Here is a 15045-nt window from a genome sequence, read left to right as displayed (position 1 = left end):
CAAAAAAAGGTTGATACATGACTACATCACTTTAATCTAAAGACGAACAAATTGGGCAAATGATCTATTATGGCTTGCTTATTAGACCGCTGTTTATTTCCGTGCAAGACTTTCGCTTTCCGCGGGCGGCCGCTGAGCCTCCTCGTCGCATAGGCTCCTGCGGGGTCTCACCTGTTCCGCTTCTCCCCCAGGAGTCTCCGTCTTGTCCTCCAATCAACAGCTAGAAGCAACTAAGTAGATTAAATCTACGCTCATCCTACCAATAAAAAAATCCGAACGTTGAAGATTCTCCATCAAGAACCTTCAACGTTCGGATCTTCCTTCAGCTAAAACACTTTTGTCCCAGCCTCTTTCTTATTAATCGTCGCTTCCTAAAATACCGAAAAAGCGAAGCAAGTTGATGAATAGATTAATAAAATCTAAATACAAAGACAATGCCAAAATCGGAACAAGCTCTTCAGTGATTTCACCGTGCTTCATTTTATTAAAATCATACAGCACATATAGTGAGAAAACAATGGTACCAATCACTGAAAATGCCATCAGTCCAGGCGTTGTTAATGGACTAAACAGCGAGAAAATGCTGATGCACACTAATGCTAACAGCGCCACTAATAAAAAGCTGCCTAAAAACCCTAGATCTTTTTTTGTTTTTGCGCCAATTACACCCATCACCGTAAAAATAACGAACGTACTTCCAAACGCATAAAGAACGACTTGCGCTCCCGCTACTGAGGCATAGTGGCTAACAATCGGAAACAGCGTGATGCCTGATATAAACGAAAACGCATATGTAAAACCGTATCCTACGCTTTTTTTCTTTCGTAACATAAATGCCGCAACCAGCATCACAAGTTCAGCAATCGCTAACGGAATAAAATAAGCCGGCGGCACATATTGACCTACGTATAAGCCAACTGTTGAAATAAATAACGAAAAAATAAATGTTACTAATACTTTTTGAAACAGAGACCGCTGCTCTACTCCAATCACTTCTTGCATGTGTAAAACCTTCTTTCTAAAATCTGCTATATTTTATATAATACCTACCTTTTTAAGAAAAATAAAGATAATGCTAAGGTCTTTTTTCTTATTTCTATAGAAAGCAAGCATAGACGCTGCCGTCTATGCTTCCTTGTCACCTCTTTATTTCGGCAACAGAATACCGTCAATAACTCCGTACTCCTTTGCCTCTTCAGCACTCATAAAATAATCTCGTTCCGTATCGTTTGCCACTTTTTCAACCGGCTGTCCCGTTCGTGTTGATATGATTTCATTAATATGCTGCTTCAATTTTAAAATCCGCCGGGCGCTAATTTCAATTTCAGTTGCCTGCCCTCTAGCTCCTCCTAGCGGCTGATGAATCATAACTTCACTATTCGGAAGTGCATAGCGCTTTCCTTTTGCTCCTGCTAGGAGAAGCAGTGCGCCAAAAGAAGCAGCCATGCCCGTGCAAATCGTTTGAACATCCGGTTCGATATACTGCATCGTATCATAAATCGCAAACCCTGCTGAAGTCGAACCTCCAGGGCTGTTAATGTAAAGTGAAATATCTTTTTTAGGATCATCTGCCGCAAGAAATAAGAGTTGTGCGACCACGCTGTTGGCAATATGATCATTGATTTCATCACCAATTAAAATAATTCGGTCTTTTAACAGCCTCGAATAAATATCATACGAACGTTCACCGCGGTTACTTTGTTCAATTACATATGGAATCGTGCTCATATATATCCTCCTTATCACACGTAATACGGCTATGCAGCCATGCAGAGAGTGCACGTCGGAGTATACGTTGGTTTTTGAATGACACTTTTTAAGGAAGGCAAAGCCTGAATCAAAAGTGCTGGATCCTGCGCTTCTAGCGTCTTATAAAAAAGCTCTGACAGCTCTTTTCGTTCTTTTTCATTCCAAAAAGAATCTGTGGAAAATGGCTCCCCGTCTTTTTCTAACCGCTGCTTGGCACGATGCAAATTGCTTTTTACCGCTGTTTCTGACGTTTGTAAAATCGAAGCGATTTCTTTCAGCTGATAGCGGAATCCTTCTTTTAAGAAAAAGATTACCGCTTGCTTCGGCGTAAATTGGCTAATCAGCAGCTCGACCGAGTATCCCTTACTATCAAACGTATGCTTTTCAGCTTGTTGTTCCAAAGCTTTTTCTTCGACTATTCCTTCACGCTTTCTTTTTCGCAGCAGGTCAATCCAGTGATGATACGCAATTTTTTTCAGCAGCGCAGAAGACAGATTATGCTCTTCACTTTTATATCGCTGAGCCTTTAAAAACGTTTCTTGGGCAATATCGTCTCCATCCCACACATTTTGTGCTAAAAAGCGGCAGTACTGCTGCAATTTTGGGTAATGCTCGTTCCAGCAGGCATCGTCAAAGCTTTCTGTTTGTGTTTCGATTTTTTTTGAATGTGACATGATTTTCACTCCTTTTGCACTCTCTATTTACTAAACGATTAAAGGAAGTTCAAAAGATACGGGGGATCAAACTTTTTTACACATTATACGCTTAAGCAGCCATTTTTTTGTATTATAATGAAGATACTTTTATCTGAGGAGTCTAAAATAATATGCGAAGAAGACGATTATATGGCAAGAAGAAAACGAACAAACTTCACTATAAAGACTTAACCTGTGAACACCCTCAGCCTGCTTTGCCTATGAGCTATACAAGTGAAGCTCCTTTTTACTATTATGACGTGTCAGACGACGAAAGACAAAACGACTTTGAACTATATTCAGAGATTTGTATCATGAATCAAGAACATTTTTTCATTAGAGGCTGTGTTGAAATTCCTGTTCTTAATGAAGAAGAATTTTTCACTTGGAACATATGGGTTTCTTTAAGTGAAGAAAATTTCCGCCGAATGACAGATTTATGGGAAAGTGACAAAAGAGAAAATGAACCGCCTTATTTCGGCTGGTTTTCAGTTTCAATTCCAGGCTATCCGGAAACGTTAAATTTAAAAACAAAAGTGCATACAAGATCTGTTGGAACACGGCCGCTCATTGAATTAGAGCCGACCGATCACCCTTTAGCCGTCGAGCAGCGGGAAGGGATAACGCTAGAGCGAATCAAAGACATACAAAAACAATTGACTTCGTATTAAAAAAACAAGACAGCCCCAGACTGTCTTGGTTTTTTACCTTTATGGCATGCGCTTTGCTCCGTGGTATTTAGGCGCCCAGTAGCTGTCTACTTTATAGTTTGTAATTTTCACGCCCTCAGATGTAGATACGTGAACGACGTAATCATTTCCAATATAGATAGATGGAATAAGCGAACTTCCTTCAAAAAAGACGAGATCTCCTGGCTTCAAGTCAGATTTTGAAATGGTTTCTCCTGTTTCCCACTGCTGACTCGCATAGCGCGGAATGTCTTTTCCAGCTGCTTCTTTGTAAATGTATTGAACAAAACCAGCCGTATCAAAGCCTGTAGAAGGACTTGTCCCACCTTGTGCGTAAGGTACTTCTCCTACATATTTAAGAGATTCCGTCACAAATGGATTGTCTTTTGACAGCGATAAGTCATCGTAGCGTCTTGCTCCTGCGTACTTAGACGTCCAGTAGCTGCTTGTCAGGTAATCCACCGTCACATTTTCGCTGCGCTTGGCATGAATAAACTGATTGCCGCCTGCGTAGATGCCGACGTGTGAAATCCCTTCACGATACGTATCTTTAAAAAAGATAACGTCTCCTGGCTTTAAATCTGCGCGAGCAACTTCTTCTCCAACTTGCCACTGCTGATCGGTTGATCTCGGAAGGTACACGTCTGATGCGTGTTGAAATACATATGCAACAAATGCAGAACAGTCAAAGCCGTCCGTTGGCGACTCGCCTCCGAATACATATGGTGTACCGAGATGTTTTAATGCTTCTGCAATGACTTCATTATCTTTTGCAATTTCCGGTGCTCCTGTAATGCGCTTTGCTTTGGCGAAATGTGATGACCAATACGCGCTACTTGAAATGTTTTTCACCACAACTTTTCCATCTGAAGAAGATGCATAAATCATTTCATCGTCTCCGATATAAATAGCGGCTACGTTCACTTCACCGTTTTCATCCGTGTCAAAAAACAATACATCGCCTGCCTGCAGCTCGTTTTTATCGATATCTGTTCCAAGCTCTGACTGTTCTTTCACGGAACGAGGAAGCGTTGTATCAAGCGCTTGCTTAAACACATATTGAACGAAGCCAGAGCTGTCAAACCCTTCGCTTAGCGTCTCTCCTCCAGACGTATAATCCGCTCCTTCATACGTTTTTGCTTTGTCAGCAATCACGTTTTCATCTGTTGCAGCCTGTACTTGCACAGCTTTTTCTGCAGGAAAAGCGCCTTCATAAAAAGTGGCAAGACTAAGCCCTAACGCTGTGACCATAAGAGGTTTCATTACTTTCATATTTGTTCTCCTTTGTTTTTTATTTCATCCAAGAAGTTTTATATGTAAATGGTTCCCCTGTTAAAGTATGGTGCAGATGGATAGGAATTGGCTAGTACCTTTTGACTTAAATATGCTTCCCTTCCAAAGTCCTGTAAAAAATCCAGAAAAAAACTCGGCGCATATTACGCCGAGCTTTTTTATTTCATGCCCACCTGGATATTTGCTGCTTTTTGTTTTTGACGTAAATTTGCAATCCACTTGTAGTAAAGTGTAATCAAAAGAACAAAAATACCAAGCGCAAAGTACAGTTTTGAATACCCTAAAGCACCTGCTGCAATTCCTAATACAAATGAACCAACCGCAATACCGCTATCATAAAACGTAAAGAATGTAGCAGTTGCATATGCGCTTCGGTGAGCAGGCGCCGCTTGAATCGCAAGCGTTTGGAAGCTAGGAAGCAGCGTTCCGTAGCCTAGTCCTACTAACGCACCTGAAAACAGCAGCATCCAAGAAGAATGTGTAAAGCTTAAGCTAAATAGACCAATCGCAAAGACAATACATGATGGAATAATCACAATGTTTGGGCCAGATTTATCAAATAATCTTCCTGTAAACGGTCGTGAAATCAGCATCGCAGCTGCGAACACGACAAAGAAAAAGCTTGCTGTTTTAATCAATCCAAGCGACTGTGCGTACACAGAAATAAAAGAAATAATACTTGCATACGAAAAAGAAACGAGTATACCTACAGATGAAATCGGCATGGATTTCTTTTCAAACAAATCGCTCAGTGAAAATGATTTCTTTACTGACGGAGCAGCGTTTTCTTGAAGATTTTTAACCATCATTCCGCACAGCCAGCCAACGAGCATAATCACGCCAAATACAAGGAAAATAATGTTGTATGCCATGTACTGATGAAGCGTTAGTGCTAAAAACGGCCCTGCAACAACGGCTAAGTTCATTGACATTCCGAAGTAGCCAAGTCCTTCTCCTCGTCGCTTAGCGGGAACTAAATCCGCTGCAATCGCTCCGGTGACGGTTGTCGCTAAGCTGAATGAAATTCCTTGGAAGAAGCGTAGTAATAAAAGCACGTTAAAATGGTGGATAAGCATATACAAGAAGGAAGAAAGCGCAAAAATGAGGGTACTAAATACAAGCGTTTTTTTCTTTCCAATGTTTTCAATGACTTTCCCTGAAAATGGTCTAACAATAATCGCAGATAATAAAAAGATGGTAATAACAAGCCCTGCCTGCGTACTCGTGCCGTCTAAGGCGTCTAATACATAAATCGGCAGCAGCGTCAGCAATGCATAAAATACGACAAAAATAAAAAAGTTGGTAATCGCAATGCTGATAAAGCTTTTAGTCCAGATTGGCTCCTGCTGGTTCGTCATTCATTTCACCCTTTTCTGTAGATTTACAAATTTTCTTTAATAACGAGATAAGCTGATCTTGTTCGCTGTCGGATAAAGCAATCAGCAAATTTTCTTCTAAACGTTCAATTTCTTGCTGAATTTCCGGAAGCTTTTTCTTCGCTTGAGGAGATAAATAAACGATGCGCTCTCGTTTATCACTGCCTGCTTTTCGAACGATCCATCCGCTTTTTTCAAGCCTTGTTAACGTGCGGGTAACCGTTGGCGCTTCGACATTTAAATACTGCCAAATCTCTGTTTGCGTCATTGAGCCGAATCGCTTTAAACAAAATAAAATTGAATACTGTGAGCTGTATAGCCCGTACGCCTTTAACACTTCATTTACTTCTTTAATAGACAATCTCGACTTTTGATGAAGTTCATGAAACACCAAGTTATTCACTTTTCCCACCTCACCTTTCTATTTTATTTACCTAGGTAACTAATTGTTCTTTTATTAGTATATGTGCTGCTACTTGATGTGTAAAGGCGTCTAAAAAGAGCGAAAATCAGCTTTTTTCTCTCATTTTCTACTAATGATTTACGCTTTCACTTCTGTTTTCTTATTCTTTCGTATCACGAAACTTTTTGTATATATTTACATGCACCTGCAAACTCTGTTAAAGAAGACGAAACAATATGCGGGAGGCTGGTATATGTTTTCACTGCGCGGCGATGCTCATAAAGTCTACCTTAAACTGAAAAAAGCGGCTCATCAAAACCAAAACGCAGAAGAAATTGATGAATTAGCGGAAATGGAAGAGATTCGGCAGCTTTACCTTACGCTCGACAGCGCTACTTTGCGAAAAGTGTATTACCGAATGATCAAAGAAAAAAATGGCTCCGGCGTCATCCCTATCCTTGTTTCTGCCTTGCCTTGGCTCTTTTTTTTATTTTCCCAGCGGCTGCAGCAATTTTTATTTAAAGACGGCAGCTGGTTTTGGATTATTTTTGTGGCGCTGTATGTTTTTATTCTCATTCCAAGCGTGTTCCTTCATTTCCGTGAACAATCGTGGGCTTCTGTTCATATTGAAATTATTCAAGACATTTTAAAAGGCCGTGAAAAAGAGCCGAACCCCCTTTAAGGTCCGGCTGTTTTTTACCTATTATGAAATAGCTTGTCTGCTTTCTACGTCTCGACCTAACTTTCTTTTGATACGCTGCAGCGCGTTGTCAATTGACTTGACGTGCGTATTTAATTCTTTCGAAATTTCAGCGTATGAATGGCCGTCCATGTACAGCGTCAATGCTTTTCTTTCCAATTCACTAAGTGTTTCCGCAATTTTTAACTCGCGGTCTTCCACTTTTTCTTGATGAATCAGCACCGCTTCCGGGTTAGCAATTTGATCGCCAGGAATCATATCCATCAGCGTATAGTTTGATTCTTCATCATACAGAGGCTTGTCCAATGAAATGTACGAATTTAACGGACCGTGTTTTTGACGAGTAGCCGTTTTAATTGCCGTAATGATTTGTCTTGTGATACATAACTCCGCAAACCCTTTAAAAGATGTTAGCTTGTCTTCGTTAAAGTCGCGAATTGCTTTGTACAGTCCAATCATTCCTTCTTGGACGATATCTTCTTTTTCAGCACCAATCAAAAAGTATTTTCTTGCTTTACCCCTCACAAGATTTTGATACTTGTTGATTAAATACTCTAATGATTTTTCGTCTCCACTATGAACCATTTCAACCAAAACATGATCTTCTAACATAGCATAATTTTGAACTTTTTCAATTACGATGCCTACGCTCACTCATATCCCCCCGTTACACTTAGTTGAGTTTTGATGTGTTCTAAACTGATGCATGATCTACTTGTTACGACGCTACTGCAATACGGTCCAGAAACGTAAAAAGCGTACAGAGTAAACTGTCGCTTTCCTCTCTCACTTTATGCTCCCCTGCATCTTTCTATAATCTATTATAAAGAAGTATAACCGATAAAAATCAAAAAGGTTGTCGAAATATGAAAGTGTTTGCAAAAAAAATCAATTTTTATAGAAAATTCACATAAATCACTTTATTATTTCATATAGTGACGGCAATCTGTAAAAAAAGCAATAAAAAAATACTTCCATATGAAATAAACTTACTCAAGCAGAGTAAGTCGAAGTTGCAGATGATACTGCGCATATAGGATTAGTTGCCTTCCGGCTTATCAGCATTTTTTGTTCCCTTGCTTTTATAAGGCTTTGCATTTTTCTTCTTTTTTGCACTCGCCTGCCAGCGGTTCCACCCTTTTTTGCCGGTGCCTCGCCCCGTGCCGCCTTTACCTTTTGCTTTACTCATACGTATTCCTCCGTTACCTGCGTGTTTGCTACAATAAAAAAAGACCCCGTCCAAAGTCGGAGTCTTTTTTGGATTGCATAAAATTATGCTTTTACAACGTTAGCAGCTTGTGCACCGCGTTGACCTTGCTCGATGTCGAAAGTCACTTTTTGACCTTCATCTAAAGATTTGAATCCGTCGCCTTGAATTGCGCTGAAATGTACGAATACATCTTCTCCGCCTTCAATTTCGATGAAACCGAAACCTTTTTCTGCATTAAACCATTTTACTGTACCTTCAGTCATACTATTTCCTCCAGTGGTGGAATTACTCCACGCATATATTACTACCCTTGCTCAATCGTACTATTTCCAGATAAAAATTTCTATTGAAGAATATTTCTCTTCTTTCAATTTCATACCGAACAAAAATAATTAACCTTAGTGTAACATATCAATTTAGAAATAGCAAGTTTCTGTTCTAAGACAGACTTTATACTAATTACGTATCTGCTAAAAGCCTACGGGCAGCTTTGAGGATACCAACATATCTGGATTGTGATGCGGCATAAGATTTTTTCATTCAGCAATATGTATCATCTCCACAAAAATAAATATTTTATATCCTGCTTTCTAAGAACTATGCCACTTATAAATGGACATGCACATTTTTTCTCAATTTACTTTCTACTCTCTTTCCACCCACGCAATAAAATAACCATTAATTACAAAAAAAGATAATAATAGTATATAATGATACGTGATTTATAGCTAAGGAGGAACAACATGATTCGTGAACGATCACTTTTGATAAAAGGACTCACCTTTTTACTAGCTGTTTTTATTTTAAACATCCCTTTTCCTAACTCAACGCCGCTCAGTCATTCTGTCTTTTCTTTTTTAGGTCTTCCCATCTATGGAGATGAAGAAACAATGACGGGAATTCAATACGCTAGCAATGCATGGGGAATTATACTTTTACTTGGTCTTTTTGCCCTTTACAAAAGTTTAAATCGTCATCGTTTAAAACTAACGATTTTAGCTGCGTTTATTGTCATATCGGGTCCTGGTCATATGGTTGAAGCGATGCAAAAAACCGTATTACCAGGTATGTATGTCGTTTCTTACGATGCAGAAAACAGCATTTGTACATTTGAGAGAAATAAAGAAGAAACCGTATTAACGGGCACCTGTGACCTTTCATTTAAAAATCACAGCTCAAAACCCGTTACGTTTGAAGTAGCACTGGATGAGCGCTCCTATTTTAAAGAAGATACCCCTTTTTTACTTATGATGAATAAGCCTAGGCTTCATACTGTTACGTTGGAACCAAAGACGTATCAAACTGTGGAAATCATTTCCTCTGTCAAAGCAGCAGACTTTCCTTCTAAAATCTCTATGAGTGAAGTAAACGGTTTTCATGTAAACATTTATCAAAACGGGAAAAAGCGTTATTTATAAGCATAGAAAAAGCCCTTATAGGGCTTTTGAAATGAGTGAATTACCAGCCAAAGCCTCCGCCGTAGCAGCTGCAGCCGATGATCACTAATAAAATAAATAATACAACTAATAAAGCAAAACCAGATCCATGACCATATCCAGCGTTTCCAGACATACGAACACTTCCTTTTCTTTAGTTACTCTTTCCTCAAGAAAAACGCCGTTTGCATTTCGCTTGAGTTGGATTATCTTATGCCTGAACACGCCGTTTTGACTCTGGTTTTTTCTTTTTTCTTTTTCCTTCTTGCCATGCACCTCATTATTAAAAGAAGAAAACAGCCTAAGAAAAGCGCTGACTTCGGTTCTTCTCCTCTGTCCAAAAGAGATTAAGGCATAACGAAATCAATCCAATCTAAAGACGAACAAATGAGATACATGAGCTGAAACTTACGTTCACCATACCAATAAAAAAATCCGAACGCGTTACATTCATCGTTCGGATCTTCTCCTTAAACTAAAATGCTTTATAGCCTCCCTTACAAAATCATTTATTTCACTAGCTTACGTCTTTCAGAAGACCGTACTTCCGCACGCTTTCCGATACCTAGTACATAGTAGCTCAGTACGACAATAGCTAAAAAGATAATGCCGACAATCAGCGATATGCGCGTTTCATCATTAAACCACATGCCTACAAGCACCATAAGTAAAAACGCGATGGTTACGTAGTTCGTCACAGGAGCAAAAGGCATTTTAAATGGATGTTGATCCATCGCCGCTCCTTTTGCTTTTCGAAAACGAATTTGACTGATGAGAATCACAAACCACGGAATCATACCTGGAAGCACGCTCGCACTGTACACGTACACAAAAACGTTTGGCGGTGCAATATAATTTAAGACAACGCCCGCCGCTAAGCCAATCATCACCGCAACGGTACTATAAATAGGCACACCGTTTCGAGAAACCTTTGTAAAAAAGGCTGGAGCCTGACCGTTTATACCTAGCGTGTAAAGCATACGTCCTGCACTGAAAATTCCGCTGTTGCATCCAGACATTGCTGCTGTGATGACAACAAAGTTAATAATGCCCGCCGCTGCTGTAATTCCTACTTTAGCAAATGTAGAAACGAACGGACTGCCGAGTGAATCCAGCTCGTTCCACGGATACACCGTTACAATCACAAAGATGGCGCCGATATAAAAAATTAAAATACGCCAAATTAAGCTTTGAATTGCACTTGTTAACGTTTTTTTAGGATCTTTTGCTTCTCCTGCTGTAATTCCAATAAGCTCTACTCCTTGATAGGCAGCAATAACAAGCGACAGGGCAAAGAAAAAGCCTGACCATCCGCCTGTAAAGAAACCGCCGTTTGCCCACAAATTCGACAGCCCAAGCGCTTCGCCGCCGTTTCCAAGACCGAAGAAAATAAGGCCAAGACCAGCAATAATCATGAGAACAATCGTAACAATTTTAATCATTGCAAACCAAAACTCAAACTCTCCAAAAGATTTCACTGAAATTAAATTGGCCCCACCGAGAATGACCATGGCGACAATTCCGGGAACCCACGCCGGTAAATGAGGGAACCAGTACTGCATATAAGCTCCGACTGCAATAATTTCTGCCATGCCGACAATCACCCATTGAAACCAGTTGCTCCAAGCCGTGATATAGCCAGCTAACGGGTGAATATATTTATGACCAAATGTCGCAAACGAACCCGTACTTGGCTCTAAATAGAGCATCTCACCCATTGCACGCATAATAAAGAAAATAAAAACGCCGCAAATAGCATACGCAAGCAGGACGGATGGCCCCGTCCATTTAATGGTGCTTGCTGAACCCATGAATAACCCTACCCCAATGGTTCCTCCAAGAGCAATCATTTGGATATGACGAGATTCAAGCCCTCTTTTTAACTCTTTGTTTGCCAATTTACTTCCTCCTAGCCCTCGTGATGATTTTCTCTTCTATTAAGAAATTCTTTTATTTCCCTGTCCTGATAGGGAACTATCATCTTTTTTCTTTTTCATAAAGAAGTACGAACATACCACAAATACAGCAATCAGCAGCGTGAGATAAAACTGAGTGCGAAGTGAATCAATAAATGCCATCGCAATAAAGATGCTTGTGATCGCCGCAATCGTTCCATACGTTAAATAAGGAAACAGCCACATTCTGATTTTTAATGCTTCCGGCTTTTCTTTTTCGTATTTCTTTCTCATGCGAAGCTGTGAAAAAGCAATAACAAGGTACACAAGAAGCGCTACGCCTCCCGATGCGTTTACTAAAAATAAAAAGATTTTATCAGGTGAAAGATAGTTAAAACCAACGCTGATGTAAGAAATCACGGTACATCCTACAATGGCATTAAACGGAATGCCTTTTTTATTCACTTTTAAAAACATGCGCGGCGCGTCTCCTTTTTGCGCCATTGAGTACAGCATACGAGAACTCGTGTATAGACCTGAATTTAAGCAAGAAAGAACGGCAGTCAGTACGATAAAGTTCATAATTTGAGCCGCTGCCGGAACGTTTACCAGCTCTAATATCGAAACGAACGGACTTTTCATCAAGCTTGAAGAATCCCACGGAAGAATGGTCACTAAAATTAAAATTGACCCAAGATAAAAAATTAAAATACGATAAATAACGGTATTTGTTGCGATGGTGATCGCTCGCTCAGGCTGAGCCGATTCTCCAGCGGCTGTTGCAACAATTTCTGTCCCCATAAAAGAAAACATGACAATCGCCACTCCTAAAAAGACGGAGCTGATTCCATTTGGAAGAAATCCTCCTCTATGAAGAAGGTTCGACGCTCCCGGAGACTCTACTCCCGGTATTAAACCGAGGATGATCGCTCCTCCTAAAAGTAAAAACAGTACTAAACTAACTACTTTAATAAGCGAAAACCAGTATTCAAATTCACCAAATGATTTAACAGAGTATAAGTTCGTTAAAGTTAGTAAAAACGTCAGGATCAGACTCACGCCCCAAGACGGTAAAGACGGAAACCAATATTGAATAATCGTTGAACCCGCAATCGCTTCAACTGCAATAACAATTACCCAGAAAAACCAGTACAGCCAGCCGATTGTGTAGCCAGCCCACGGTCCAAGCGCTTCTCTAGCATATGTGGCGAACGAGCCGCTTGAAGGATTAGCCGTAGACATTTCCCCCAGCATTCGCATAACTAAAATCACCAGCAAACCGGCAAACGCGTACGAAAAAATGGAACCAGGACCCGCTGCGTTAATGAGCGTTCCGCTTCCAATGAACAAACCGGCACCAATGATTCCCCCTAAAGAAATCATGGTTATGTGTCGAATTTTTAATTCTTTTTTTAACTCAGGCGGTTGATGACTCATGTTAAAATCCTCCTTATAGGAACCGTCATTTAAAGAATTACACGTTCTTCGCATCGCGCGTTAAATATGTAAGCCCTTACAATAATGTGGACAAATAACTGCCGTTTTCCTACCCTCCTTTTATCTGTACATTCAAATGAAGCCTTCACTTGACGAAAAAGATAGCTTCATTCGACAAAAATTACTTTTCGAATTATATGATAATTTATATTGAACAACTTTGTCTATTGTTTTTTTGAAAGGAAGATCATTTTAATTTACTAACGATAAACTCTTTCCCCTATCGTAATTCTTTACTTCAAAACATCTTTTCTTATATTTTACCAACACTCCTTTCTTTTCGTTTTGTTCAAAATCACTATAAAAGCCATAGATTCATTGGTTCTTTAAACAAAAGTGTTTATTTTTAAATTTTTTGAACATTTTTGTTAAAAAACTATGTACAAAACGAGAATAAGATGATTATAATACAGGTATAGGGTGTTGGAATATTAATTATGTTGCAAATTTTCTAAAAAAAGGGGTAATGAAAATGAACACAATGAATATCAACGAAATCAAACAATACAAACACGAGCCTTTCACAGACTTTACGATTGCAGAAAACAAAGATGCATTTGAATCTGCATTAGAACTTGTACAATCAGAGCTTGGCAAGGACTATCCTCTTGTAATTGGCGGAGAATTAATTACAACAGAAGATCAAATTCAGTCCATTAACCCAGCAAATAAAGCAGAAATTATCGGCCGCGTGTCAAAAGCAGATCAAGACTTGGCTGAAAAAGCAATGCAAGCAGCACTTTCTACCTTTAATACGTGGAAAAAAGAAGCGCCGGAAGCACGAGCAGATATTCTTTTCCGCGCAGCGGACATCATTCGCCGCCGCAAGCATGAATTTTCAGCTTACCTTGTGAAAGAAGCAGGAAAACCGTGGAAAGAAGCAGATGCTGATACAGCAGAAGCAATTGACTTCCTTGAATACTACGCTCGCCAAATGGTGCAGCTAAAAGACGGTGCGCCTGTTGAGAGCCGCGAAGGTGAAGAAAATAAATTTAACTACATTCCGCTTGGTGTCGGGGTTATTATTTCACCGTTTAACTTCCCGTTAGCGATCATGGCAGGAACAGCTGCAGCAGCAATCGTAGCAGGAAATACAGTTCTATTAAAACCGGCTAACAACACACCGGTTATCGCAGCAAAATTTGTAGAAGTAATGAAAGAAGCTGGCCTTCCAGACGGCGTACTGAACTACGTGCCGGGAAGCGGAAGCGAAATTGGCGACTATTTAGTAGATCATCCAAAAACACGCTTCGTTTCATTTACAGGTTCGCGTGAAGTAGGCTGCCGCATCTATGAACGCGCAGCAAAAGTACAGCCTGGTCAAATCTGGCTAAAACGCGTTATTGCTGAAATGGGCGGTAAAGACACGGTCGTTGTAGATAAAGATGCTGATTTAGATTTAGCTGCTTCTTCTATTGTGTATTCAGCATTTGGCTTCTCTGGACAAAAGTGTTCAGCAGGCTCTCGTGCAGTTGTTCACCAAGACGTATACGATATCGTTCTTGAAAAAGCAGTTGCGCTGACAAAAACATTAACAATGGGCAGTCCTGAAGATGTGAACACGTATATGGGACCTGTTATTGATCAGGCTTCTTTCAACAAAATTACAAAGTACATTGAAATCGGTAAAGAAGAAGGCCGTTTAATGACGGGCGGAGAAGCAGATGATTCAAAAGGCTACTTCATTCAGCCTACGATCATTGCAGATGTAGATGAAAAAGCACGTTTAATGCAAGAAGAAATCTTCGGCCCAGTCGTAGCATTCTGCAAAGCGCGCGACTTCGATCATATGATGGAAATTGCGAACAACACAGACTACGGCTTAACAGGTGCCCTTCTTTCAAATACGCCTGAGCACATCGAACGTGCAAAAGAAGAGTTCCACGTCGGAAACCTTTACTTCAACCGCGGTTGTACAGGTGCCATCGTTGGGTACCAGCCGTTTGGCGGATTTAATATGTCAGGAACAGATTCAAAAGCTGGCGGTCCTGATTACTTGATTCTGCACCTGCAAGCAAAAACAACAAGCACAACGCTTTAATACTCAGTAGAGCAGCCCTAGGCTGCTCTATCTTAAAACAACAAGGGATTTTTTCTATAGG

Annotated in this window: 17 protein-coding genes; 4 read left to right on the top strand and 13 right to left on the bottom strand. The window is 40.1% G+C overall.

The annotated features are described in order from the left end of the window. Window positions 1-67 precede the first annotated feature (67 nt). From AC4NPH_RS16635 to AC4NPH_RS16620, 4 genes are all read right to left on the bottom strand, one after another. Window positions 68-217: a hypothetical protein gene (locus tag AC4NPH_RS16635; RefSeq protein WP_013058491.1), complete on the bottom strand. Its 150-nt coding sequence runs from the start codon at window positions 215-217 to the stop codon at window positions 68-70. A 140-nt stretch (window positions 218-357) separates the two neighbouring features. Then, a complete protein-coding gene (locus tag AC4NPH_RS16630; protein WP_013058492.1) occupies window positions 358-1002 on the bottom strand; it encodes a Bax inhibitor-1/YccA family protein in 645 nt (214 codons plus the stop codon). Window positions 1003-1146: 144 nt separating this feature from the next. Next, window positions 1147-1728 (bottom strand): ATP-dependent Clp endopeptidase proteolytic subunit ClpP, encoded by a 582-nt coding sequence (gene clpP, locus AC4NPH_RS16625; RefSeq protein WP_029323654.1) that lies wholly within the window; start codon window positions 1726-1728, stop codon window positions 1147-1149. A gap of 29 nt (window positions 1729-1757) precedes the next feature. Further along, on the bottom strand, window positions 1758-2423 hold the full coding sequence (locus tag AC4NPH_RS16620; protein WP_098314766.1) for a sigma-70 family RNA polymerase sigma factor: 666 nt from the start codon (window positions 2421-2423) through the stop codon (window positions 1758-1760). A gap of 152 nt (window positions 2424-2575) precedes the next feature. On the opposite strand from AC4NPH_RS16620, the gene AC4NPH_RS16615 reads away from it, so the two are divergent. Further along, window positions 2576-3115, top strand: coding sequence for a DUF2199 domain-containing protein (locus tag AC4NPH_RS16615; RefSeq protein WP_098314767.1), 540 nt, complete (start codon window positions 2576-2578; stop codon window positions 3113-3115). Window positions 3116-3154: 39 nt separating this feature from the next. Here the strand turns inward: AC4NPH_RS16615 and AC4NPH_RS16610 are convergent, their stop codons facing one another. The 3 genes from AC4NPH_RS16610 to AC4NPH_RS16600 form a co-directional block, all read right to left on the bottom strand. Beyond that, window positions 3155-4405, bottom strand: a complete 1251-nt coding sequence (locus AC4NPH_RS16610) for a C40 family peptidase (protein WP_053487639.1) — start codon at window positions 4403-4405, stop codon at window positions 3155-3157. 179 nt (window positions 4406-4584) lie between these two features. After that, window positions 4585-5784: an MFS transporter gene (locus AC4NPH_RS16605; protein WP_029323662.1), complete on the bottom strand. Its 1200-nt coding sequence runs from the start codon at window positions 5782-5784 to the stop codon at window positions 4585-4587. Beyond that, window positions 5753-6205: a MarR family winged helix-turn-helix transcriptional regulator gene (locus AC4NPH_RS16600; protein WP_013058498.1), complete on the bottom strand. Its 453-nt coding sequence runs from the start codon at window positions 6203-6205 to the stop codon at window positions 5753-5755. Before AC4NPH_RS16600 ends, AC4NPH_RS16605 begins: the two co-directional genes overlap by 32 nt. Before the next feature lie 253 nt (window positions 6206-6458). Between AC4NPH_RS16600 and AC4NPH_RS16595 the strand changes: the two genes are divergently transcribed. Beyond that, complete coding sequence (locus AC4NPH_RS16595; protein WP_055990576.1) at window positions 6459-6887, top strand: hypothetical protein; 429 nt, start codon at window positions 6459-6461, stop codon at window positions 6885-6887. A gap of 21 nt (window positions 6888-6908) precedes the next feature. On the opposite strand, the gene sigH is transcribed toward AC4NPH_RS16595, so the two are convergent. From sigH to AC4NPH_RS16580, 3 genes are all read right to left on the bottom strand, one after another. After that, complete coding sequence (sigH, locus tag AC4NPH_RS16590; RefSeq protein ID WP_013058500.1) at window positions 6909-7559, bottom strand: RNA polymerase sporulation sigma factor SigH; 651 nt, start codon at window positions 7557-7559, stop codon at window positions 6909-6911. A 385-nt stretch (window positions 7560-7944) separates the two neighbouring features. Beyond that, complete coding sequence (locus AC4NPH_RS16585) at window positions 7945-8100, bottom strand: DUF3934 family protein (protein ID WP_162837669.1); 156 nt, start codon at window positions 8098-8100, stop codon at window positions 7945-7947. Between the two features lie 77 nt (window positions 8101-8177). After that, on the bottom strand, window positions 8178-8378 hold the full coding sequence (locus AC4NPH_RS16580; protein WP_013058502.1) for a cold-shock protein: 201 nt from the start codon (window positions 8376-8378) through the stop codon (window positions 8178-8180). A gap of 480 nt (window positions 8379-8858) precedes the next feature. On the opposite strand from AC4NPH_RS16580, the gene AC4NPH_RS16575 reads away from it, so the two are divergent. Then, window positions 8859-9533: a hypothetical protein gene (locus AC4NPH_RS16575; protein ID WP_098314769.1), complete on the top strand. Its 675-nt coding sequence runs from the start codon at window positions 8859-8861 to the stop codon at window positions 9531-9533. A 40-nt stretch (window positions 9534-9573) separates the two neighbouring features. On the opposite strand, the gene AC4NPH_RS16570 is transcribed toward AC4NPH_RS16575, so the two are convergent. From AC4NPH_RS16570 to AC4NPH_RS16560, 3 genes are all read right to left on the bottom strand, one after another. Then, complete coding sequence (locus AC4NPH_RS16570; protein WP_013058504.1) at window positions 9574-9687, bottom strand: YjcZ family sporulation protein; 114 nt, start codon at window positions 9685-9687, stop codon at window positions 9574-9576. Window positions 9688-10060: 373 nt separating this feature from the next. Next, window positions 10061-11449, bottom strand: a complete 1389-nt coding sequence (locus AC4NPH_RS16565; RefSeq protein WP_013058506.1) for an amino acid permease — start codon at window positions 11447-11449, stop codon at window positions 10061-10063. Between the two features lie 39 nt (window positions 11450-11488). Next, window positions 11489-12883, bottom strand: a complete 1395-nt coding sequence (locus AC4NPH_RS16560) for an amino acid permease (RefSeq protein WP_098314770.1) — start codon at window positions 12881-12883, stop codon at window positions 11489-11491. Between the two features lie 532 nt (window positions 12884-13415). Between AC4NPH_RS16560 and pruA the strand changes: the two genes are divergently transcribed. Continuing rightward, a complete protein-coding gene (gene pruA / locus AC4NPH_RS16555; protein WP_013058508.1) occupies window positions 13416-14984 on the top strand; it encodes an L-glutamate gamma-semialdehyde dehydrogenase in 1569 nt (522 codons plus the stop codon). Window positions 14985-15045: the final 61 nt, after the last annotated feature.

Source organism: Priestia sp. MDV22-iso46, assembly GCF_058629175.1.
This window is presented reverse-complemented; position numbering and strand designations above follow the sequence as displayed.

What these genes read in the sequence shown, in the direction of transcription:
- AC4NPH_RS16630 (WP_013058492.1), bottom strand. Translation starts at nt 1,002, where the DNA reads ATGCAAGAAGTGATTGGAGTAGAGCAGCGGTCTCTGTTTCAAAAAGTA.
- clpP (WP_029323654.1), bottom strand. Translation starts at nt 1,728, where the DNA reads ATGAGCACGATTCCATATGTAATTGAACAAAGTAACCGCGGTGAACGT.
- AC4NPH_RS16620 (WP_098314766.1), bottom strand. Translation starts at nt 2,423, where the DNA reads ATGTCACATTCAAAAAAAATCGAAACACAAACAGAAAGCTTTGACGAT.
- AC4NPH_RS16615 (WP_098314767.1), top strand. Translation starts at nt 2,576, where the DNA reads ATGCGAAGAAGACGATTATATGGCAAGAAGAAAACGAACAAACTTCAC.
- AC4NPH_RS16610 (WP_053487639.1), bottom strand. Translation starts at nt 4,405, where the DNA reads ATGAAAGTAATGAAACCTCTTATGGTCACAGCGTTAGGGCTTAGTCTT.
- AC4NPH_RS16605 (WP_029323662.1), bottom strand. Translation starts at nt 5,784, where the DNA reads ATGACGAACCAGCAGGAGCCAATCTGGACTAAAAGCTTTATCAGCATT.
- AC4NPH_RS16595 (WP_055990576.1), top strand. Translation starts at nt 6,459, where the DNA reads ATGTTTTCACTGCGCGGCGATGCTCATAAAGTCTACCTTAAACTGAAA.
- AC4NPH_RS16580 (WP_013058502.1), bottom strand. Translation starts at nt 8,378, where the DNA reads ATGACTGAAGGTACAGTAAAATGGTTTAATGCAGAAAAAGGTTTCGGT.
- AC4NPH_RS16575 (WP_098314769.1), top strand. Translation starts at nt 8,859, where the DNA reads ATGATTCGTGAACGATCACTTTTGATAAAAGGACTCACCTTTTTACTA.
- AC4NPH_RS16570 (WP_013058504.1), bottom strand. Translation starts at nt 9,687, where the DNA reads ATGTCTGGAAACGCTGGATATGGTCATGGATCTGGTTTTGCTTTATTA.
- AC4NPH_RS16560 (WP_098314770.1), bottom strand. Translation starts at nt 12,883, where the DNA reads ATGAGTCATCAACCGCCTGAGTTAAAAAAAGAATTAAAAATTCGACAC.
- pruA (WP_013058508.1), top strand. Translation starts at nt 13,416, where the DNA reads ATGAACACAATGAATATCAACGAAATCAAACAATACAAACACGAGCCT.